General features: G+C 59.9%; 21 protein-coding genes and 1 pseudogene. 9 read left to right on the top strand and 13 right to left on the bottom strand.

Features of this window, described 5'->3' with window-relative positions; all coding sequences use genetic code 11:
* Nucleotides 1-8: 8 nt before the first annotated feature.
* Together ACMXYH_RS04655 and rimJ are read left to right on the top strand one after the other, a co-directional pair.
* Nucleotides 9-1,031: a sensor histidine kinase gene (locus ACMXYH_RS04655; RefSeq protein WP_415766445.1), complete on the top strand. Its 1,023-nt coding sequence runs from the start codon at nucleotides 9-11 to the stop codon at nucleotides 1,029-1,031.
* A 57-nt stretch (nucleotides 1,032-1,088) separates the two neighbouring features.
* On the top strand, nucleotides 1,089-1,655 hold the full coding sequence (gene rimJ / locus ACMXYH_RS04650) for a ribosomal protein S5-alanine N-acetyltransferase (protein ID WP_415766443.1): 567 nt from the start codon (nucleotides 1,089-1,091) through the stop codon (nucleotides 1,653-1,655).
* 12 nt (nucleotides 1,656-1,667) lie between these two features.
* Here the strand turns inward: rimJ and ACMXYH_RS04645 are convergent, their stop codons facing one another.
* The 3 genes from ACMXYH_RS04645 to ACMXYH_RS04635 all read right to left on the bottom strand — a co-directional run bounded on the left by ACMXYH_RS04645 (nucleotide 1,668) and on the right by ACMXYH_RS04635 (nucleotide 4,504).
* Nucleotides 1,668-2,540: a metallophosphoesterase gene (locus ACMXYH_RS04645; protein ID WP_415767655.1), complete on the bottom strand. Its 873-nt coding sequence runs from the start codon at nucleotides 2,538-2,540 to the stop codon at nucleotides 1,668-1,670.
* A 432-nt stretch (nucleotides 2,541-2,972) separates the two neighbouring features.
* The gene (locus ACMXYH_RS04640) at nucleotides 2,973-3,806 is read right to left on the bottom strand and encodes a phosphatase PAP2 family protein (protein ID WP_415766442.1); all 834 of its coding nucleotides are present in this window, start codon (nucleotides 3,804-3,806) and stop codon (nucleotides 2,973-2,975) included.
* 26 nt (nucleotides 3,807-3,832) lie between these two features.
* Nucleotides 3,833-4,504, bottom strand: coding sequence for a histidine phosphatase family protein (locus tag ACMXYH_RS04635; protein WP_415766441.1), 672 nt, complete (start codon nucleotides 4,502-4,504; stop codon nucleotides 3,833-3,835).
* Between the two features lie 261 nt (nucleotides 4,505-4,765).
* Here ACMXYH_RS04635 and ACMXYH_RS04630 point away from each other — a divergent pair.
* Nucleotides 4,766-5,827: pseudogene (locus tag ACMXYH_RS04630) on the top strand (methyl-accepting chemotaxis protein); the annotation flags it as partial.
* Nucleotides 5,822-6,685, top strand: coding sequence for a methyl-accepting chemotaxis protein (locus tag ACMXYH_RS04625; protein WP_411741511.1), 864 nt, complete (start codon nucleotides 5,822-5,824; stop codon nucleotides 6,683-6,685). The pseudogene ACMXYH_RS04630 and the gene ACMXYH_RS04625, both read left to right, overlap by 6 nt.
* A 180-nt stretch (nucleotides 6,686-6,865) precedes the next feature.
* On the opposite strand, the gene ACMXYH_RS04620 is transcribed toward ACMXYH_RS04625, so the two are convergent.
* From ACMXYH_RS04620 to ACMXYH_RS04585, 8 genes are all read right to left on the bottom strand, one after another.
* Complete coding sequence (locus ACMXYH_RS04620) at nucleotides 6,866-7,234, bottom strand: glyoxalase superfamily protein (RefSeq protein WP_129438690.1); 369 nt, start codon at nucleotides 7,232-7,234, stop codon at nucleotides 6,866-6,868.
* A 120-nt stretch (nucleotides 7,235-7,354) separates the two neighbouring features.
* Nucleotides 7,355-8,812: an N-acyl-D-amino-acid deacylase family protein gene (locus ACMXYH_RS04615; protein WP_415766440.1), complete on the bottom strand. Its 1,458-nt coding sequence runs from the start codon at nucleotides 8,810-8,812 to the stop codon at nucleotides 7,355-7,357.
* A gap of 1 nt (nucleotide 8,813) precedes the next feature.
* On the bottom strand, nucleotides 8,814-9,674 hold the full coding sequence (locus ACMXYH_RS04610) for a MurR/RpiR family transcriptional regulator (RefSeq protein ID WP_415766439.1): 861 nt from the start codon (nucleotides 9,672-9,674) through the stop codon (nucleotides 8,814-8,816).
* A gap of 15 nt (nucleotides 9,675-9,689) precedes the next feature.
* The gene (locus tag ACMXYH_RS04605; RefSeq protein WP_111450494.1) at nucleotides 9,690-11,039 is read right to left on the bottom strand and encodes a GntP family permease; all 1,350 of its coding nucleotides are present in this window, start codon (nucleotides 11,037-11,039) and stop codon (nucleotides 9,690-9,692) included.
* 203 nt (nucleotides 11,040-11,242) lie between these two features.
* Nucleotides 11,243-12,688: a SulP family inorganic anion transporter gene (locus ACMXYH_RS04600; RefSeq protein WP_415766437.1), complete on the bottom strand. Its 1,446-nt coding sequence runs from the start codon at nucleotides 12,686-12,688 to the stop codon at nucleotides 11,243-11,245.
* Between the two features lie 207 nt (nucleotides 12,689-12,895).
* Nucleotides 12,896-13,789, bottom strand: coding sequence for an NAD-dependent epimerase/dehydratase family protein (locus tag ACMXYH_RS04595; RefSeq protein ID WP_415766436.1), 894 nt, complete (start codon nucleotides 13,787-13,789; stop codon nucleotides 12,896-12,898).
* 103 nt (nucleotides 13,790-13,892) lie between these two features.
* Nucleotides 13,893-14,804 (bottom strand): LysR substrate-binding domain-containing protein, encoded by a 912-nt coding sequence (locus ACMXYH_RS04590; RefSeq protein ID WP_415766435.1) that lies wholly within the window; start codon nucleotides 14,802-14,804, stop codon nucleotides 13,893-13,895.
* 145 nt (nucleotides 14,805-14,949) lie between these two features.
* Nucleotides 14,950-15,540: an NAD(P)H-dependent oxidoreductase gene (locus ACMXYH_RS04585; RefSeq protein ID WP_415766434.1), complete on the bottom strand. Its 591-nt coding sequence runs from the start codon at nucleotides 15,538-15,540 to the stop codon at nucleotides 14,950-14,952.
* A gap of 160 nt (nucleotides 15,541-15,700) precedes the next feature.
* Between ACMXYH_RS04585 and ACMXYH_RS04580 the strand changes: the two genes are divergently transcribed.
* A complete protein-coding gene (locus ACMXYH_RS04580; RefSeq protein WP_415766433.1) occupies nucleotides 15,701-16,015 on the top strand; it encodes a putative quinol monooxygenase in 315 nt (104 codons plus the stop codon).
* Here the strand turns inward: ACMXYH_RS04580 and ACMXYH_RS04575 are convergent.
* The gene (locus tag ACMXYH_RS04575) at nucleotides 16,005-16,769 is read right to left on the bottom strand and encodes a sulfite exporter TauE/SafE family protein (RefSeq protein ID WP_415766432.1); all 765 of its coding nucleotides are present in this window, start codon (nucleotides 16,767-16,769) and stop codon (nucleotides 16,005-16,007) included. The two genes, ACMXYH_RS04580 and ACMXYH_RS04575, sit on opposite strands and share 11 nt — an antisense overlap.
* A 221-nt stretch (nucleotides 16,770-16,990) precedes the next feature.
* On the opposite strand from ACMXYH_RS04575, the gene ACMXYH_RS04570 reads away from it, so the two are divergent.
* The 4 genes from ACMXYH_RS04570 (at nucleotide 16,991) to ACMXYH_RS04555 (ending at nucleotide 19,368) form a co-directional block, all read left to right on the top strand.
* On the top strand, nucleotides 16,991-17,875 hold the full coding sequence (locus ACMXYH_RS04570; RefSeq protein ID WP_415766431.1) for a LysR substrate-binding domain-containing protein: 885 nt from the start codon (nucleotides 16,991-16,993) through the stop codon (nucleotides 17,873-17,875).
* 45 nt (nucleotides 17,876-17,920) lie between these two features.
* Nucleotides 17,921-18,496, top strand: coding sequence for an NAD(P)H-dependent oxidoreductase (locus ACMXYH_RS04565; protein ID WP_129438708.1), 576 nt, complete (start codon nucleotides 17,921-17,923; stop codon nucleotides 18,494-18,496).
* Nucleotides 18,497-18,542: 46 nt separating this feature from the next.
* The gene (locus ACMXYH_RS04560) at nucleotides 18,543-18,914 is read left to right on the top strand and encodes a MerR family transcriptional regulator (RefSeq protein WP_415766430.1); all 372 of its coding nucleotides are present in this window, start codon (nucleotides 18,543-18,545) and stop codon (nucleotides 18,912-18,914) included.
* Between the two features lie 109 nt (nucleotides 18,915-19,023).
* Nucleotides 19,024-19,368: a cupin domain-containing protein gene (locus tag ACMXYH_RS04555; protein WP_007946320.1), complete on the top strand. Its 345-nt coding sequence runs from the start codon at nucleotides 19,024-19,026 to the stop codon at nucleotides 19,366-19,368.
* A gap of 160 nt (nucleotides 19,369-19,528) precedes the next feature.
* On the opposite strand, the gene mmsB is transcribed toward ACMXYH_RS04555, so the two are convergent.
* Nucleotides 19,529-20,416, bottom strand: coding sequence for a 3-hydroxyisobutyrate dehydrogenase (gene mmsB / locus ACMXYH_RS04550; RefSeq protein WP_129438712.1), 888 nt, complete (start codon nucleotides 20,414-20,416; stop codon nucleotides 19,529-19,531).
* Nucleotides 20,417-20,422 lie beyond the last annotated feature (6 nt).

The following is a 20,422-nucleotide window of genomic DNA, read 5'->3' as shown; positions in this document are numbered from 1 at the left end:
CAAAAATCATGAGTGAGGCCAATGGCAAGAACGAGCAAGCGATGGCCACCGCCGCTCGCGAACTGTTCCTGCTCGGCCAGAAAACTGTTGAGGCACGGGCAGTGCTGGCGGCGCTGCAAAAAGAGCTGAGCGACGCCAACACCCGGCTGGTCGATAGCCAGCAGGTCGAGCAACTGATCGAGGCCAATCAGCAATTGGTGCTGGCCATTTTGCTGGCGCAGTCCGATGCAGAAAAACCAAAACGCACGCAGGAAGAACAACGCCTGTTCCTGGAGATGCGTGAAGCCAACGCGCAATTGGTGATCGCGGCCCTCAGCGCGCAAGACCTGCAAGCCTCAGCCGAACAAACCCTGGAACAACAACGCAACATCCTCACCCTGGTGGCCCACGAACTGCGCAACCCGCTGACGCCCATCAGCATGATCGCCGGGCGTCTGGTGCGCGTGCCCAGTGAGGAACTGCCGCGCATGCAGGCGTTGATCGAAAGCCAGGTGCAGCACATGTCGCGGCTGGTGGACGATTTGCTCGACGTCTCCCGCGCCAGCACCGGCAAGCTGCGCCTCGATTGCCGCATCGTGGACATGGTGCAGATCATCCATCAGACCATCGACGTTTGTAGCCCGGTGATGACGGCTCACCATTTGCACTTCACCGTTGAACTGCCCGAGTGCGCGTTGGCGGTGAATGGTGACCCGGTGCGCCTTACGCAGATCCTCGGCAACCTGCTGGGCAACGCAGCCAAATACACACCGGCACACGGCAATGTCACGCTGTCGGTGACCGCTGAAGCCGACGTGCTGCAGATGAGCATTTGCGATGACGGCATCGGTATTTCCGCCAAAGCGCTGCCCTTTATCTTCGAGCCCTTTGTCCAGGACGTTCATGCGGTCGGTTTCAATGGCGCGGGCCTCGGCATTGGCCTGACGGTGGTGCGCGAGCTGGTAGAAGCCCATGGCGGCACCGTGATCGGCATGAGTGACGGTGACAGCAAAGGCAGCACCTTCATCGTGACATTGCCGCTGGCGATTTGAGTTTTCCCGCTGGCCACGCAATGCTTGCGCGACGATCCCCGTGAACCGGAGCGCCCTATGCCGCTGTTGTCCCTGCCCTGTAAACGCTTGACGCTAGTGGTGCTCGACCCTGAACAGGCGGCGCTGGAAAGCGACTTCTACCGGCGCAACCTGAGGCATCTCGCCCGGTGGTCGCCGATTCGCCCCGTCGATTACCACAGCCCTGAACGCATCCGCCCGCGCCTTGAGGTGCAAGCCAGTGCTTTCCAGGCCGGTCTGGCGGTGCATTTCGCGCTCCTGGATCCGGACAACGGCCAGATGATCGGCGCCTGCAACTTCAGCGGCATCACTCGCGGGGCGTTTCAGGCCTGCTATCTCGGTTACCACATCGACGAATCTCATCAGGGCCGCGGCTTGATGCAGGAAGCACTGGAAGCGGGAATCGGCTACATGTTCGATGAGCAGAAGCTGCACCGGATCATGGCCAATTACATCCCTGGCAATGAACGCAGTGCGCGGCTGCTGCAGCGCCTGGGATTTGAACGTGAGGGCTATGCCAAGGCCTACCTGAGTATCGCCGGGCGCTGGCAGGATCATGTGCTGACAGCGTTGATCAACCCGGCGCCGAATGCCGGGTACCGCTAAGCGCTCATCGTGTTATTGCACGACCACCTTTTGCGCAACGTCGGGCAACAGGCAGCCTTTGGCCATCCACTGACAATCCCGGTCCCAACGATAACCGGTTTCCAGGTTGCCTCGATCGTCATAGTAGGTCAGCCGCAATTGGCTGGGATTCAAATCAAGTTTGGCAAAACCGGCATGTGCGGTGGCAAACGAGGTGTCCTGCGATCCGGCGCCAACGGCGTAGAGTTTCTGGCCCCCGGCCCCGGAAACCACCCAGGCTGGCTCGGCCGCGCGTAGCAGCAGTTGCTGATTGTGGTCGTGCCCGGCCAGGAACATGTCGACCTTGTTGCGTTCCAGTGCGGGCAACAACAGGTTGACCAGTTCACCGTCTTCACCATGCTGGCCATGATTGCGGACCGGGTGATGGGCCGCCGCGATGCGCCATACAGGTGCCGGTCCCGGTTGCTGGAAGGCCTGGTCAAGCATGTCGATCTGACGCTGAAAGGATTCCCGTGGCGCCGAGGTGTCGAGGAACACCATTCGCACCAACGGTCGACCATCGACGCTGCCGAAATCCTTGACGTAGAAGTTGCTCGACATCTGCCAGCGACCCGAGCCCTTGCGCTGCCGGCCATATTCGAGTTCGACCTTTTGCGACGTGGGGTAATCGTGATTGCCCAGCACGGCGTAGAACGGCACATGACTCAGCCACTGGCCCCAATAGACGCGCTCGAATTTCATTTGCCAACTAAGGTCGTGGGTACTGGTCAGCGGTTTGCCATAGAAGTTGTCGCCCAACAACACGACCATGTCCAGCCGCCCGTCTCTGGCCGCGACTCGCTCCATGGCCTGCCCCACTCGCCACTGTTGCAAATCGCCGCTGCCCTGATCGCCCAAGGCGATCATCGACACGGTGGAAGGATCCAGACCACTCAACGGAACAAACGGCGCTGGCGGTGTAAATATCCAGTACCCGACTATCGCTGCGCCAATCAGCAAGAAGATCGCGACGATGCTTAGCCTGCGAACAGCCTTTCCGGGGACAAAACGTTTTGCCGCGGGTGATGGAGTTTGGGGTCGTTTCAATCAAGGGCTCACTTGGCATGGCCAACCAGACATTAAGGGAAAGCAAGGGTCGACATTTGCCATTAATAGATCACACCACTTGTTCACACTTTGTTAAGAATTCGCCCCGTGTACTTTTTTTAGCCCGTTGTTTTTCAGTAGGAGTGAGCCTGCTCGCGAAGGCAATCTCCTGACTTCCCCCCACAAGACGGACAACAAAAAACCCGCCACTCTCTTCAGGGTTGGCGGGTTTTGTCGTTCAAGTCTTTTGAATCAGCTAGCCGTCTGAGGTTGTGCAACGCTTTCAGGCCGCTCATGCGCTTGCAGCACCGGTTGCTCCAGCCGGGCTCGCCCATAGAACGCCAGCGCTGTCAGCAAACACGCCAGCCATACGAAGATCCCGGCCCAGAAGGTGTGGGACATGTAGTGCCAGCCTTGCACAACCCGCGTCGTGCCGTAGACGAAACCGAGCAGCAGCGAGCCATACATCACCGCTTTGGAATAGCGCCAGCGGTAACGACGCGCCACGAAGTACAGCGCGAGCATGGTGAAACCACCCGAGGCGTGCCCGCCCGGCCAGCAGCGACCCTTGCCGGCAACTTTCAGCAGATCGAAATTCTGATACCACTCCTTATGCTCGATTTTCCCCGCGTACTGGGTCGTTTCGATCGGGCAGTACACGCTGGTGTGGCCCTTGAGGTAGTGGATCACACCGGTGCAGATGGAGAACGCGAACACCACGTAGAGGAAGTCCCGACGGTGCTTGCTGGCGAACCGAAGCACCGGCGCGACTTTGATTTTTTCCAGGAATGCGATGATTTTCGAATGCTTTTCGGCCTTCAAACGCGGCCAGAGAAACGACAGCAAGGCGCCGACGATCGCTAACTCTCCGGTCCAGTTCGGGATGATCCGCGCCCATTTATGGGTGATCTTTTCGAACAGTTGGATATGATCCAGCGGAAACGTCTGCGTGACCGGGTCATAAAAAAGATCATTGAAAGCAATATCGATTTTGGTCAGGTCGAACAGCAGGAAAACCACGACCGCACAGGCCAGCGGAATGCCGAAGTTCACCCAGTAAAAGCGGTAGCGGGAAGAAGTCAACATCGTGTTTCCTGATCCAGAAAGTGAATTCATTCGGCGGTCACCGAGTGCCAATCCGAGGCTTCGATGACACCGAGCATCCGGGGCGCCTGAGGCGTTTCGGCCGAGATAAACAAAGAAGCACCGTAGCCAAGGGTAGCGCTCGGCAATTTGAGGTCTTTCTCAAGTTGTGACATGCATTCGCTGTGGGTCACCAGAATCAGGTTTCGCCCGGCCACCTTGTGCGCCAGAGCGTCGCGCAGCATGGTGCCCTTGCAATTGATCAACCATTCTTCACCGACACTGACCTTGTTGAACATGTAGCCAGCGGTCTGCGCTGTACGGAGGACGGGGCTGTTGTAGATGTCGGCCTTGTTCAGCCCCAGTTGTCCGAACTGCGCACCGACACCCACCGCGACACTGCGAGAGCGTTCGGTAATGCCATCGTTACCGTTCAGACAGGCGGCGCTGGAGTGATCGCAGCGTTCAACGTGACGCACCAGCACGATCACATTGCCCTTGGCCCAATCGGCCTTCAACGCCCGGGCGCCGGCCACATTGCCGTGGGCCAGGTCCGGTACAGCGGCAGGATGCAACAGCCAGACCGTCAGCGCAATCACCAACAGCGACGAGGTGAGCACGACAGCCGCATTGCGATAGCGGGCCAAACGGCTCAGATCAATCGAGCGTTTTACCCCGAACAGACTCAGTCTCAATACCACATCAAACCGCCTCGCCGGCACGCATCACTTTCATTCGGTGCGGCGAGAGTAAAGAGGCTGGCGTCGGCAGTCGGTGAAACGTATGTGAAAAAAAGCTTAAGACCTGCACAAAAGCCTTGTTACACATCGGTCCTACAAAAACCATTCAGCTCTAGCAATAGCTGCCGATACAGTCCTGCTACACACCTTGCTGGCTACCAAAAACAACAATCTTCCAGCCAATCGACGATCTTGAAGCACAACGTTCCTGGAGGACTTTTGATGAATAGCTGGTTCGGCAATATCAGCGTGAACATGAAGCTGGGCCTGGGATTCGGCCTGGTCCTGGCCCTGACCTGCGTCCTCGCCCTGACCGGCTGGACGAGCCTGGGCGGATTGATTGACCGCAGCAACTGGATGAGCGACATCACCCAGCTCAATGCCGGCCTGACCAAGCTGCGTGTGGTTCGCCTGCAATACATGCTGACCAACGGCGACGAAACCGCCGCACAGAACGTCCAGACCACGCTCGAGGCGTTCTCCGCTCAGCAACAAGCGCTGCTGGTGAAGTTCAAGAGCCCGGAAAACCTCAAGCTGCTCAAAGAGCAAGGCGCCGTCATCGACGCCTACAAGACGTCCCTGAACAAAATGCGCAGCGCCTACCGCACCGGTAATAGCGCGCGCGACGCCATGGGCGTCAATGCCGACACCGCGAACACGCTGATCAACGCCATCAACACCCGCGTGCAACAAATGCCTCTGAGCGACCAGCGCTTCGAACAATTCCAGGCCATCACGGCGGCCAAGGAAGCCTTCTTGCTGGCCCGCTACGAAGTGCGCGGCTACACCGCGACCACCAACGCCGAGACCGAGCAAAAAGCCGTCGGCCAACTGGACGTGGCAATCGCCAGCCTGAAACCCCTCAACGTGCATTTCGCCGACACCCAGCAAGATGCCCTGCGTCAGCTGGAAACCGCACTGACCAACTACCGCAGCGCCTTGCAGGCTTATAAAGCGGCGAATAGCGATGCGGTGCAGGCACGCAAGGAAATGACCGACCAGGGCGCCGCCATCGTGACCCTGAGTGATGAGCTGTATCAGATCCAACTCGACCGCCGTGACGTCGAAAGCGCCCAGGCTCGCACACTACAGCTGATCAGCACCTTGCTGGCGTTGCTGGTGGGCATCATTGCTGCCGTGATCATCACCCGTCAGATTACCGGCCCGCTGCGCGACACCTTGGCCGTGGTTGAACGCATTGCCAGCGGCGATCTGTCCCAGGACGTCAAAGTGACTCGCCGCGACGAACTCGGCGTGTTGCAACAAGGCATCGCTCGCATGGGTGTGACCCTGCGCGACTTGATCAGCGGCATCCGCGACGGCGTCACCCAGATCGCCAGTGCTGCCGAAGAACTGTCTGCCGTGACCGAGCAAACCAGCGCCGGCGTAAACAGCCAAAAGATCGAAACCGATCAGGTAGCCACCGCCATGCACGAGATGACGGCCACCGTGCAGGAAGTCGCGCGCAACGCCGAAGAAGCCTCCCAGGCGGCGGCCGCTGCTGACGGCGAAGCCCGTGAAGGTGACAAGGTGGTGAACGAAGCCATCGCCCAGATCGAACGTCTGGCCACCGAAGTGGCGCGCTCCACCGAAGCCATGAGCGTGCTGCAACAGGAAAGCGACAAGATCGGCAGCGTCATGGACGTGATCAAGGCGGTAGCCGAACAGACCAACCTGCTGGCGCTCAACGCCGCCATCGAAGCGGCCCGTGCCGGTGAAGCCGGTCGTGGTTTTGCCGTGGTGGCCGACGAAGTCCGTGGCCTGGCTCAGCGCACGCAGAAATCCACCGAAGAAATCGAAGGCCTGGTGGCCGGTCTGCAGAACGGCACGCAACAAGTGTCGGCGGTGATGAACAACAGCCGCGCCCTGACCGACAGCAGCGTCGCGCTGACCCGCAAGGCTGGCGTATCACTGGAAAACATCACCCGCACGGTGTCCAACATCCAGTCGATGAACCAACAGATCGCCGCCGCTGCCGAGCAGCAAAGTGCCGTGGCCGAAGAGATCAGCCGCAGCATCATCAACGTGCGCGACGTGTCCGAACAGACCGCCGCCGCCAGCGATGAAACCGCTGCGTCCAGTGTTGAACTGGCGCGGTTGGGCAATCAGTTGCAGATGATGGTGAGTCACTTCCGGGTCTGACATTCACTTTGCGGTGAATGAAAGAACCATTCGCGAGCAAGTCGGATCGCCGCACCGCCGCTTCCACACTTGATCGATGCCGACCACTTAACCGTGGAACGACGCAAACCATTGTGGGAGCGAGCTTGCTCGCGATGGCTATCTAACAAACAAACGAGAGATTCGCTGTTAACCCCATTCTCAAACACTAATCGCATTGGTAAACACCAACCGATTCCCGAACGGATCACTGATCGTCATGTCCTGGCTTCCCCAGGGCATGGCCTGAATCTGCGGGTGAGCAAAGGGATACTCCTTGGCCAGCAACTGCTGCTGGAACACTTCCAACTCATCAGTCTCAATCCGCAGCGCCGAGCCCGGCGTGCTGTCACCGTGGTGCTCGGAGAGGTGCAGCACACATTCGCCGCGAGAGACTTGCAGGTACAGCGGAAAACCGGGTTCGAAGCGATGCTGCCAGTCGATCTTGAAACCCAGGAAGTCGACGTAGAACTCCACGGCCTTGATTTCATCGAAAATCCGCAGGATCGGGGTGGTTTTGCCGAAGCTCATGGAGTTGCTCCCAGACTGATAAGGCCCAGAGTGTAGCTGGGCGAGATGTCAGCGCTTCGGCTTGGCGATGGCTTTCTTTAGTCTCAATGTGCCATCACTGTGACGCAGCACTCGGAATGTTTACTGAAACCCATCACGCAAGTCCCCTTGCCGCGCCAGAAACCGCCCTTCCCTTCTTCCGTTTGCCTGACCTTCGCTGTAACTCAACACACCGTTGACCCAAACCCCATCGATACCTTCCGCCGCCCGTTGCGGATCATTGAAATCCGCCACATCGCGAATGGTCACAGCATTGAACAACACCAGATCCGCCCAATGTCCTTCACGGATTTCGCCACGTTCCTTCAAGCCAAATCGCGCCGCCGACAACCCCGTCATCTTGTGCACGGCGGTGTGCAGCGGAAACAGCCCTACGTCTCGACTGAAATGTCCGAGCACGCGTGGGAATGCACCCCACAAGCGTGGATGCGGGAACGGGTCTTCCGGCAATCCGTCAGATCCCACCATCGACAGCGGATGCGCGAGGATTCTTCGTACATCCGCCTCGTCCATTCCGTAGTACACCGCACCGGCCGGTTGCAGGCGTCGGGCGGCATCAAGTAGCGGCACGCCCCACTCAGCAGCGATGTCCATCAGGTCACGGCCACCCACTTCAGGGTGCGGCGCTGACCAGGTGATGGTGATGCGATGAGCGTCGGTGACTTGCTTGAGGTCCAGCGTCGATGAACTCGCCGCGTAGGGGTAACAGTCGCAGCCTACCGGGTGGGTTTTCGCCGCCTGCTCAAGGGACGCCAACAGTTGCGGACTGCGCCCCCAGTTACCGGCGCCCGCACATTTGAGGTGGGAAATGATCACCGGTGTTTTCGCATGACGGCCGATCCGGAATGCTTCGTCCATGGCCTCCAGCACCGGCTCGAATTCGCTACGCAAATGGGTGGTGTAGACCGCGCCGAAGGCGGTCAACTCTTCGGTCAGCTGCATCACTTCATCGGTGGAAGCCGAGAAGGCGTTGGCATAGGCAAGCCCCGTAGACAGGCCCAACGCACCGGCCTCAAGACTGTCGCGCAGTTGCTCGCGCATCGCGCTGATTTCGTCCTGCGTGGCAGTACGAAACAGATCGTCGAGGTGGTTGCTGCGCAGCGCCGTGTGGCCGACCAGTGCGGCCACGTTCAGCGTAGTTTTCGCCGCTTCGACGGCGGCGCGGTAGTCGCTGAACCTCGGATAAACGAACGCAGCAGCGGTGCCGAGCAGGTTCATCGGGTCGGGAGGATCACCGCGCAAACTCACCGGCGATGCGCTGATCCCGCAGTTGCCGACAATCACTGTGGTCACGCCCTGGCTGAGCTTGGGCAGCATCTGCGGCTGGCGGATCACCACGGTGTCGTCGTGAGTGTGCACGTCGATGAAACCTGGCGCCAACACGCGGCCGGCGGCGTCGATTTCTTCGGTGGCGTTGGCATCGTGCAAGTCGCCGATACGCTCGATGCGGCCGTTCAGAATCGCCACGTCGGCGGGGTAACCGGGCGCGTCGCTGCCGTCGATGATCAGGGCGTTGCGGATAAGCGTGTCGTACATCACGTCAGTCTCCCAGCGGCAAGTGATCGTCGCCGCCGCGGTAATCGTCCAGGGCGAGTTTGATCCGCCGCAGACGCTCTTGATTGTCTTCAGGATTGGCCAGCGCCAGCTCGGTGGCGAGCACGTCGATGGCCAGCAACATGCCGTAGCGCGCCGCCGTGGGTTTGTAGATGAATGAGGTTTCGACGCCTTGCAGCGGCAGCAGCACATCAGCCAATTGCGCCAGGGGCGAGTCGGCCCGGGTGATGGCGAGAATTCGTGCGCCGTAACTGCGCGCCAGCTCGACGGCCTCGAGCAGTTCGGGCGTGATGCCGGTCAGCGAACAGGCAATGACTGCGCGTTCGGCATCGAGGCTGGCGGCAGTCACGCGCATCATCACCGGGTCGTGGCACACCGCAATCGGGTAGCCGAAACGCACCAGCCGTACTTGCAATTCATCACTGCACAAAGTCGAGCAACCGCCCATGCCGAAGGCGTGAATCATCCGCGCCTTGCCCAGCAATTTCACCGCGTCGGCGAAACGTGATTCGTCGAAGGCCGACAGATGCTGGCGTAGGGTCGATTCGATATCGCCAACGATCTGCCCATAAAACGCCGACTGCTCGGGCGCACTCGCGGGGTCGAGAAAACGGCTGCCAACACCGCTGGCCTGGGCCAGTTGCAGACGCAGATCGCGCAAGTCGCGGCAGCCGACCGTACGAGCAAAACGCGAGAGCGTGGCGGTGCTGACTTCCGCTCTCAGCGCCAGTTCATCGAGACTGGCGGCGGAGGCAAATCCTACGTCGTCGAGCATCAGCCGAGCGATGCGTCCTTCGCCCGCGCTGAAGGAATCCTGACGGGCGCGGATCTGGTAGAGGATGTCCATGGCGGGCGGCTCCGGCTAAAGCAGGTAAGAAAGGCCAACGGTCAGACCGAAGGCGACGACCGAGATAATGGTCTCGAGCACCGTCCAGGTCTTGAAGGTCTGGGCGACGGTCATGTTGAAGTATTCCTTGATCAACCAGAAACCGCCGTCATTGACGTGGGAAAAGATAACCGACCCCGCGCCCGTCGCCAGCACCAACAGCTCCGGATGGGGATACCCCAGACCAATGGCCACCGGCGCGACGATCCCCGACGCGGTGGTCATGGCCACGGTGGCGGACCCGGTGGCGATGCGCATCAGCGCGGCGAACAGCCAGCCCATCAACAGAGGCGACAGGTGGAATACCTGGGCCAGGCTGACGATTTGGTCGGTGACACCGGCGTCCACCAGAATCCGGTTCAAACCACCGCCGGCGCCAACCAGCAAGGTGATGCTGGCAGTCGGTGCCAGGCATTCGTTGGTGAATTTGAGGATCGATTCGCGGTTGAAGCCTTGGGCCAGACCAAGCGTCCAGAAGCTCAGCAAGGTCGCCAGCAGCAAGGCGATCACCGAATTGCCGATGAACAACAGAAACTGATTGAAACCGCTGCCCGGCGTGGAAATCAGATTGGCCCAGCCGCCGATCAGCATCAGCACCACTGGCAACAGAATGGTCGCCATGGTGATGCCGAAACCCGGCAGGCTGTCGCGCGGTTCACGCTCGAGAAACTGACGCTCCAGCGGGTTATCTTCCGGCAGTTGAATGCGCGGCACGATGAACTTGGCGTAGAGGGGGCCGGCGATGATCGCGGTCGGAATCCCGATCAGGATCGCGTAAAGCAAGGTCTGCCCCACCGAGGCCTGATAGGCCTGCACCGCCAGCATCGCCGCCGGGTGTGGCGGCACCAGGGCGTGGACCACCGAGAGCCCGGCGACCATTGGCAAACCGACCATCAGAATCGACACGCCCACGCGCCGCGCTACGGTGAAAGCGATCGGCACCAGCAGTACAAAACCGACCTCGAAGAACAGCGGCAGTCCTACAAGGAAAGCGATGCAAACCATCGCCCAGTGCGCATTTTTCTCACCGAAGCGGTCGATCAACGTACGCGCCATCTGCTCGGCACCACCGGACTCGGCCATCATCTTCCCGAGCATCGTGCCCAGCGCGACCACCAGCGCGATATGGCCCAGCGTTTTGCCGACGCCCGCTTCGTACGCCCCCACTACGCCCGACGGTGGCATCCCGGCCAGCAACGCCAGGCCGATGGAGACCAGGGTGATTACGATGAACGGATTGAGCCGATAGCGGGCGATCAGAACGATCAGCGCGATGATGGCGATGGCGGCGTAAACCAGCAGCCAATAGCCGAAGGACGGTGTCATGCGGTACTCCTCGAAAGGGTCACGTCGAATGGGTTGTGAAACTCATAAAACATTTCGAGGTGTTATTTTCAAACTAGGTGAAAGTAATTTTCGTGGAGGGATAAGGGTTGTCGCGCAGAGGTATGGGCGGTCGTAGGTTATGAAAATCACGGGGAGTTATTTACATGATCGTTCCCACGCGTGGGAACGATCAGTTGCCAGTCTCAGTCGTGATTGACGCGGGCGCGCTTGAGCAGTTTCTTGCAGCGTTCGGACAAGTGCAGCACGCGCAGATGTTTGCCTGCCTTGCCGTAGCGTTCACGCAGCGTCTTTAGCGCGGCGATGGCCGAATAGTCGACAAAGCTCAGGTGGCGACAATCGATCGTCACGACGGGCGGATCGTTGGCGGGATCGAATTGATTGAGGAAAGGTGTGGTCGATGCGAAGAACAGCGTGCCATGCAGGTGATAGAGCTTACTGCCGTCGGCTTCGATATGAGCGTCAGCATAGAGCTCGCGGGCCTGCTGCCAGGCAAAGTTGAGCGCCGCAATGATAATCCCGCAGAGCACCGCAGTGGCCAGATCGGTGAACACCGTAATGACCGTTACCGCGATGATCACCAACACATCGTTCAGCGGCACTTTGTTCAACACCCGAAGCGAGGCCCAGGCGAAGGTCTGCTGCGACACCACGAACATCACCCCGACCAATGCAGCCAGCGGGATGCGCTCGATCAGCGGCGAGAGGAAGAGGATGAACAACAAGATCATCACCCCGGCCACCACACCAGACAGCCGACCGCGACCGCCGGAACTGAGGTTGATCACCGTCTGGCCGATCATCGCGCAGCCACCCATACCGCCGAATACACCAGAGACCATGTTGGCCGCGCCTAGCGCCACGCATTCGCGATCCGGGTAGCCACGGCTCTCGGTGATCTCGTCGGTGAGGTTCAGGGTCAGCAGGGTCTCCAGCAGACCGACCAACGCCATCAATATCGCGTAAGGGGCGATGATGCGCAGGGTTTCCAGGCTCCAGGGGATGTCTGGCAGCGCAAAGGTCGGCAAGCCGCCGGCGATGTGCGCCATGTCGCCCAAGGTACGGGTCGGCAGACCGAGCAGATAAACCGCCAGACCAACGCCCAGAATCGCCACCAGCGCCGGCGGCACGGCGCGCGTCAGACGCGGCAGCAAGTAAACGATGGCCATCGTCACGGCAACCAGCCCTGCCATCAAGTACAGCGGCGTGCCGCTGAGCCAGACGTCACCGCTCTTGAAGTGTTCCAGCTGCGCCAGAGCAATGATGATCGCCAGGCCGTTGACGAAGCCGAGCATCACCGGGTGCGGCACCATGCGCACCAGCTTGCCAAGCTTCAGCAACCCGAACGCGAGCATGATCAGCCCACCCAGCAGCACGGTCGCCAGCAAATACTGCACACCGTGCTGCACCACCAAAGCGACGATCACCACGGCCATCGATCCAGCGGCGCCGGACACCATGCCCGGCCGCCCACCAAAAAGCGCGGTCAGGGTGCAAATGATGAAGGCGCCGTAAAGCCCCATCAATGGATTGAGGTGAGCAACCAGCGCGAAGGCGATGCATTCGGGTAGCAGGGCGAAAGACGTGGTGAGTCCGGCCAGGGTCTCGGCGCGCAGACGTTTGGATTTCATGGCTGACCTAGAATACAGGCGGGAAAAGAGGGGGCGGATGTTACGGAATTGAGGGCGACCCGGCCAGTTATTGGGTCGCCAGAAACGCAATCGCGAGCAAGCTCGCTCCCACAGTGGATCTTCGTCGTACACAAAATCTGTGTCGGCTAGAGATCAAATGTGGGAGCGGGCTTGCTCGCGAAGGCAGCGACGCGGTCTAGAGTGAACTCAAACCATCTCGTCACGAATCCATTCAATCACCGATGTCCGCTTCGGCGCCCAGCCCAGCAACTCCCGCGCCTTTTTACCGCGAACCCGGCTGTTGGAGCCCAGGCCATAGTTGGCCATTTCATAACCCCACTCGGCTTCGGCCTCTTTCAGCGGCCAGTCTTGTGGCTCACCCAGATTCAGCGCTTGGGCAATCGCAGTGGTCATGTCGATGAACGACGCTTCACCGCTTTCGACGAAGTAGAAGGTGCCCGGTACGTTTTTGGTCAGCGCCAGCAGGTACAGGGAAACCACGTCTTCGATGTGTACGTTGGACCAGATGTTCTGGCCGGTACCGACATGCCGGACCACACCACTTTTACGCGCCTGTTTCAGCAAGCGCGGCAATTGCACGCTGTCACGTTTGACGCCCAGGCTGTGGCCGTAGATCAAAGTGTTGCAGATGACTGCCGAGTTCACTCCGTCTTTCGCAGCCGCAAGGATCAGGTTGTCGATGGCCACGCGAGCAGCCTTGTCGACAGTCGGCTCCGGCAGGTTGTCTTCGTAATAGATAACGTCGCTGGATTTGCCGCCCGACGCATCGCCAACAATGCTCGAGCCGCTGGTGTGCAGGAACACTTTGTTGGAACCGCGAAGTGCATCGAGCAAAGCATCAACCGCACCGCGGTGGTCGCTGCTCGCGGCGTTGATCACCGCATCGGCAGCACGGGCCTGTTCGGCCAGCAATGCGCTGTCGTCAAGCGTGCCGATTACCGGGGTGATGCCCAGTTCGCGCAATTCATTAGCTTGTTCGGTGCTGCGCACCAGACCGGTGACGTTGTGGCCGGCGCGGACCAGACCCGTGGCGATGGAGCCGCCGATGAAACCCGCGGCGCCGGTAATGAATACGTTCATGGAGAAACTCCCTGCGTTAATAAGTGATGCAGCCAGTATCGAGGACCGATGCTTGTGGAAACAGACAGCGTTGCCCAATTCACTCTTGCGCAGGGATCACGAATCAGCCCTTGAAATCCGCGTTCGCATAAGCCGCCAATTTGCCCTGGATGAAGTCCAGGAAGCATTGAATCCTTAGCGCAAGTTGCGAGTTACGGTAGTACACCGCATTGATCGGCTGGCGATAGCCGCTGTTGAAATCCGCCAGCAGCACCTGCAAACGACCGGCGCGGATGTCATCAATCGTCATGAAATGCGACAGGCAGGCAATGCCCTGACCTTCCAGCGCCAAGTGCCTGATCGTCTCACCGCTGGACGCGCTGATTGAAGCCTGAATCGGCCAGCGATCACCATGCACGTAGCGCAACGGCCATTGGTTGAGGCCTTCGTTCTGGGTAAAGCCCAGCAGCGTATGCCCGGACAAATCCGCCACTTCGGCCGGCACACCGTGTTTTTCAAGATAGGCCGGGCTGGCGACGATGTGCAGCGGACTGCATCCCAGCGATCGAGCGTGCAAGGTCGAGTCGGCGAGCGTGCCAATGCGGATGGCGATGTCGGTGCTTTGCTCCAGCAAATCGATGATCAGATCGTTGCTGTTGAGTTCCAGCTGGATGTCCGGATAGAGCCGGCGGAACTCATCGATGTAGGGCACGATGGCGTGCAGCATGAACGGCGATGCGGCGTTGATCCGCAGACGCCCGGATGGGGTTTGTTGGCGTGAGGTCAGCCGTTCTTCGAGCTCGTCCATTTGATCGAGAATCAGCTTGGCGTGCTCGAAGAAGTACTTGCCCTCTTCGGTCAAGTCCATGCGCCGCGTGGTGCGGTTGATCAGCGTGGTATCGAGTTTCGCCTCCAGCCGCGACAGCGTGCGGCTGACTGCCGAAGGCGTTTGCCCGACCTGTTCGGCCGCAGCGGAAATCGACCCGCATTCAATCACGCAGACGAAAATCTGCAATTCATCGAATCTGGCTTTCACGTGTGTCCTCTTTCGCGAATGGGCGTGACATGAATCGCCAAGATCGCAGCCTTCGGCAGCTCCTACATGATGATGCGTATACCTTTCGGAGCTGCCGCAGGCTGCGATCTTTCCGGCCGTTGCGCCGGATAGTAGCCCGAAACGCTTACGCCGGCAGGCCGAACACCTCGGTCAAATGCTGCTCATAGCGCGCCACATCGGCTTCGACATTCGGGCGTTTCATCACGTCAACGCACAGGAACGTCGGCAGGCCGGTCATGCCGAGGAAGGTGTTGGCCTTGTGGAACGGAAAGTACACCGCGTCCACGCCCTTGGCTTCGAAGAAGTCAGTCGGATCGTTGAAGGCTTGCTGCGGCGCGTTCCAGGTCAGGGACAACATGTATTGCTTGCCTTGCAACAGGCCACCGCTGCCGTACTTTTGCGACGAGTCGGAGCGCGTACGGCCGTCACTGGCGTACAGGCTGCCATGGCCTTCGGTGAACACTTCGTCGATGTACTTTTTCACGGTCCAGGGCGCGCCCATCCACCAGCCGGGCATCTGATAAATGATCACGTCGGCCCAAAGGAATTTGGCGACTTCTTCGGCGACGTCGTAACCCTCATCGATGAAGGTGGCTTTCACGTCGACACCGCCGCGATCCAGCACGCTCAGCGCGGCTTCATGCAGGGTGGCGTTGTAACGGCCATCGGAGTGGGCAAATTTTTTGCCGCCATTGAGCAACAGGACTTTTTTCATGGGAAGTCTCGGAAGGTTGGAATTCGATGGCGGCAGAGTAGCGATCTGCCTCGCCCGGAATAAGCGCTGAATCCGCAACATTCATTTGACCAATACGCACGAATCGACAGCCGATTGTTGCCATACACTTGCGCCGATTCTGAACTTGAGGACATTTCTGATGAGTGAAATGCAAGGCTTCATCCTGCACGCCAAGACCCGACCGGAAAAGTCCGACGCCTTTGAAGCGTTTTTCAGCGCTTATGTGCAAGCGAGCCGCGCCGAACCCGGTTGCATCGAGTACCACATGTTGCGCGACAACCAGGACCCGACGCTGTTTATCTTCTTCGAGAGTTGGCTGTCCAAGGCTCACCTCGACGTGCACTCGAACCTGCCGCACATGAAGCAGTTCCTGGAGCAACGCGATGAGTACCTGGAACGGGATTTCGATATCCGCGCCATCGACATGCTCAGCCCGTCGTCCGCTACCCGCTGATCAGCAAGTGGCCGCCGAGCACGCCCAGGCCAATGAAGAACACGCGCTTGAACAGCACGGCGCTGATCCGCTGGCGCAGCCATTGCCCCAGCAACATGCCGAGCACCGCCGGGATCAGCGCCAGCAACGACGCACTTAACTCGCCACCGCCCAGTGCGCCACGCCACAACAGGCCGGCGGCCAAGGCCAGGGTCGAGACGGTGAACGATAGACCCAGCGCCTGCACCAGTTCATCCTTGGTCAAGCCCAACGCTTGCAGATAAGGCACGGCCGGAATCACGAAGACGCCGGTGGCCGAGGTGATGACGCCCGTCAACAGGCCGCAAAGCGGACCGAGCCAGCGCTCGGTGTGACGGCCGACACGCAAGGTCGGCAGAAACAACCCGCTCAACGCATAGAGCAACAGCGCCGCGCCCAATTCCCGTACGACCCAATGACCACCCGCCATGCCGATCCACAACGTGCCGGCTCCGGTGCCGATGAAGATCGCCAGCAACATCGGCCACAGGCGTTTGATCAACCCCCGCAGATGCCCACCGAATGCTAGTTGCCAGACATTGGTGAGCGTCGCGGGGATGATCAGCAGTGCGGCAGCCTGCGACGGAGCCATAGCCAGACCGAGTAGACCCATGGCGATGGTTGGCAGACCGAGGCCGATCATGCCCTTGATCATGCCGGCCAGCAGAAAGGTCGTAATGACCATCAAGGAAAGGGCCAGACCGAGGTTTTGATAGAACGCGGCGAGAGTATTCATGGCGCTATCGTGGGCCTGGATTGGCTGCTTGAAAATCTGCCATATACTGAGGCAGCCTCTCGTCAAGCAATAGGCTGAAAACTTCGTCGTTTTGAAGGCCGCTATCGCGAGCAAGCTCGCTCCCACAGTGGACCGAGTCGGTGCGGATGACGCGGTCACCTGTGGGAGCGAGCTTGCTCGCGATAGCGGCCTTCCAGACAACACAGATCAAGAGGTTGCCGATGCACTTCGACCTGACCGACCTGCGCCTCTACCTGAACATCCTCGACAGCGGCAACATCACCGCCGGCGCGGCTCGCAGTCATCTGTCCCTGGCGGCGGCGAGTGCACGCATCCGCGCCATGGAGGCTTCGTTGGGGATCGAATTCCTGGAGCGAGGTCGCCGCGGTGTCAGCCCGACCCCGGCCGGCAAAGCTCTGGCGCAACACGCCCGCGTCCTGCTGCAACAGGCCGAACGCATGCAACAGGACCTGGCCGAATACGCCAAGGGCGTCAAAGGCCAGGTCCGACTGTTATGCAATACCACGGCGATCACCGAGTACCTGCCTGAGTTGCTTGCAGACTTCCTGCGCAGCCACCCCAACCTCGACATCGATCTACAAGAACTGCCCAGTGCACGCATCACCCACGCCTTGCGCCAAGGTGCGGCAGACCTGGGCATCGTCTCTGACGCCGTCGACACCGATGACCTGCAGACCCGCCCGTTTCGCGACGATCCGCTGGTGCTGATAATGCCCGGCGATCACCCCTTGGCACACGCAGGTGTCGTGAGCTTCAACGATACCTTGCACCACGACTATGTCGGTCTGAACGCCAACAGCGCGTTGGCGGTGTACCTGGAAGAACAGGCGCTGCACACCGGGTCACGCATGCAAATCCGCATCCGTGCCGACGGTTTCGAGGGTGTGATGCGCATGGTCGCTCGGGGGGCCGGGCTGGCGATCGTGCCCCTCGCGGCGGTTGAGCGCTGGCGTGGAGAACAATCCTTCAAGAGCCTCGCCCTGCGAGAACCTTGGGCCATGCGCAAACTGTTGCTCTGTGCTCGGGATTTCGCCGCCTTGCCCGGTTACGCCAAGGCCTTGCTGCACGCCTTGACTCTCCCCTGAGGGGCAGACTTTACCCTTGAGCTTTCATCTTCAAGGACAGAGACGATGGGCAAACGAATTCTGGTGATTCTGGGTCATCCGGCGAGCAACAGTTTCTGCGGCGCACTCGCCGAGCGTTACGCACAGTCGGCGGTGCGTGCCGGGCATGAGGTGCGCCAGTTGTTTCTGGGCGCAATGGACTTTGACCCGGTGCTGCGTGAAGGTTATCAACAGGTCCAACCACTGGAAGCCGACTTGCGCCGCGCCCAGGCGGACATTGTGTGGGCCGAGCACCTGACGCTGGTTTATCCGATCTGGTGGGGTGGAATTCCGGCATTGCTAAAGGGCTTTTTCGATCGGGTGTTCCTGCCGGGTTTCGCGTTCAAATACCGCGAAGGCAAAGCCTTTCCCGAGAAACTCCTGCACGGTCGCAGCGCCCATTTGCTGGTGACCATGGACACGCCCCCCTGGTATTACCGCTGGATCTATCGCATGCCTGGACTGCATCAGATCCGCAAAACCACCTTGGCTTTTTGCGGTATCGAACCTCAACGAACGCTCACGTTTGGCCCGATTCTCGGCTCCAGCGCTGATCAGCGTGAAACCTGGTTGCTGCAGGCCCAGGCTATCGCCAGCCGCTGAGACTGCCGATAATGCACCGGGCTACCACGGCGAAAAGGGACTTTCCATGTACATCGGCCAAGCCGCGCAACGCTCCGGAACCACGATCAAGAGCATCCGCCATTACGAGTCGATCGGCCTGCTGCCTGCCGCTCAGCGGTTGGGAAAATACCGCGTCTACGACCAGCAAAGCGTTGACCTGCTGATCTTCATCAAGTGCGCGCAGCAGCTGGGTTTCAGGCTCAAGGAATTGCAGTCGATCCTCGCCGGACATCAAGGGCCGCAAATGCCGTGGGAACTGGCCCATCAGGTCATCGCCGCCAAGAAGCAGGAAATCAGCGAACGGATCGCTGGGCTGTCGCAGCAGCATTCGCAATTGGTCGAGTTCGAAGCCAGCCTCGAACGGAGCCGGTTCGATTGCCCGCTGAACAGTCTTTGAGGGCAATGCGCGTTTCTGGACAGCTCAATGTCGAGCACAGACAACTGACCGGTGGACGGGCGCTATAGGGTGCGACTTCAGTTCTCTAGTCCACTGCCCCGGAGTCCACATGACCGCACCTATTACCGTTCTTCGCGATACCCACCCACTGCCGGTACTCGACGCCTGCAAATGGGAAAAACTCGAAGGCGACCCGCACACCGTCAACCTCAACGCCTACACCAGCGAAGACGGCAGCAAAATCATGGGCACCTGGATCTGCACACCGGGCAAGTGGTATGTGGAATACGTGAAGTGGGAATACTGCGATTTCCGCGAGGGGTACTGCATCATCACCCCAGAGGGAAAGGAACCGATCCATCTGCGCGCCGGTGATATTTTCGTCATTGAGCCGGGCATGAAAGGCACGTGGGAAGTGGTTGAAACCGTGCGCAAGTATTTCGTGTTTGCCTGATGCAAAAAAACCGGGAGATCACCCGACGTGATTTCCCGGTAAATGTCGATAGGAACATGCCGTACTTGTGGGAGCGAGCTTGCTCGCGATGGCGGTGGAACATCCACAACCAGTGTTGACTGTGCCGCCCCCATCGCGAGCAAGCTCGCTCCCACAGGTTTTATTGCGGTTTGCGATAGCTGTTGATGATTGCCGAGAAGTCTTTGCCACCATCCCCACGCTGGCTCATCGCCTGATACAACTGCTGGGCCACCGCGCCGAGCACCACCGGTTGGTGCGCCTGACGTGCCGCCTCAGTGGCCAGTCCCAGATCCTTGAGCATCAGTTCGGCACCGAAACCGCCAGTGTAGCCACGCGAGGCCGGCGACGTTTCGACGATACCCGGCCACGGGTTGTACATTTCCGAACTCCAGCAACGGCCGGTGGAACTGTTGATGATTCCGGCCAACACTGTTGTGTCGATCCCGAGCGCATCACCCAGTGCCATGGCTTCGCTGACACCGACCATGGAGATCGCCAGCAGCAGGTTGTTGCAAATCTTGGCGATTTGCCCGGTGCCGACTTCACCGCAATGGACGATGTTGCGGCCCATCTGCGCCAGCACTGGTTGCAGGGTGGCGAACAGCTCTGGGGTAGCGCCCACCATAAACGTCAGGGTCCCGGCTGCCGCACCGCCAGTACCGCCCGACACAGGCGCATCCGCCATGGCCACGCCTTGCTTGGCCGCCGCAGCGGCGACATCACGCGCCGTCTGCGGATCGATGGTGCTGCAATCGACTGCCGGCACGCCCTTGGCGATACCCGCCAGCACGCCGTCTTCACCCAGCCACACGCTGCGCACATGCACAGCAGCTGGCAGCATGGTGATCACCAGTTCTGCGCCTTGAGCCGCTTCACGTGCCGAAGCGCTGATGCTGCCGCCCAGTTGTTCCAGCTCGGCCAGAACGGTTTTGTTCAGGTCGACCAGGTTCAGTGCGTGGCCGGCCTTGATCAGGTTACGCGCCATCGGCGCGCCCATGTTGCCGAGACCGATAAAAGCGATTTTCATGTCCGG

Source organism: Pseudomonas frigoris, from assembly GCF_047758635.1.
Lineage (GTDB): Bacteria > Pseudomonadota > Gammaproteobacteria > Pseudomonadales > Pseudomonadaceae > Aquipseudomonas > Aquipseudomonas frigoris.
The sequence above is the reverse complement of the archived record's forward strand: the minus strand, read 5'-3'. Positions and strand labels throughout refer to the sequence as shown.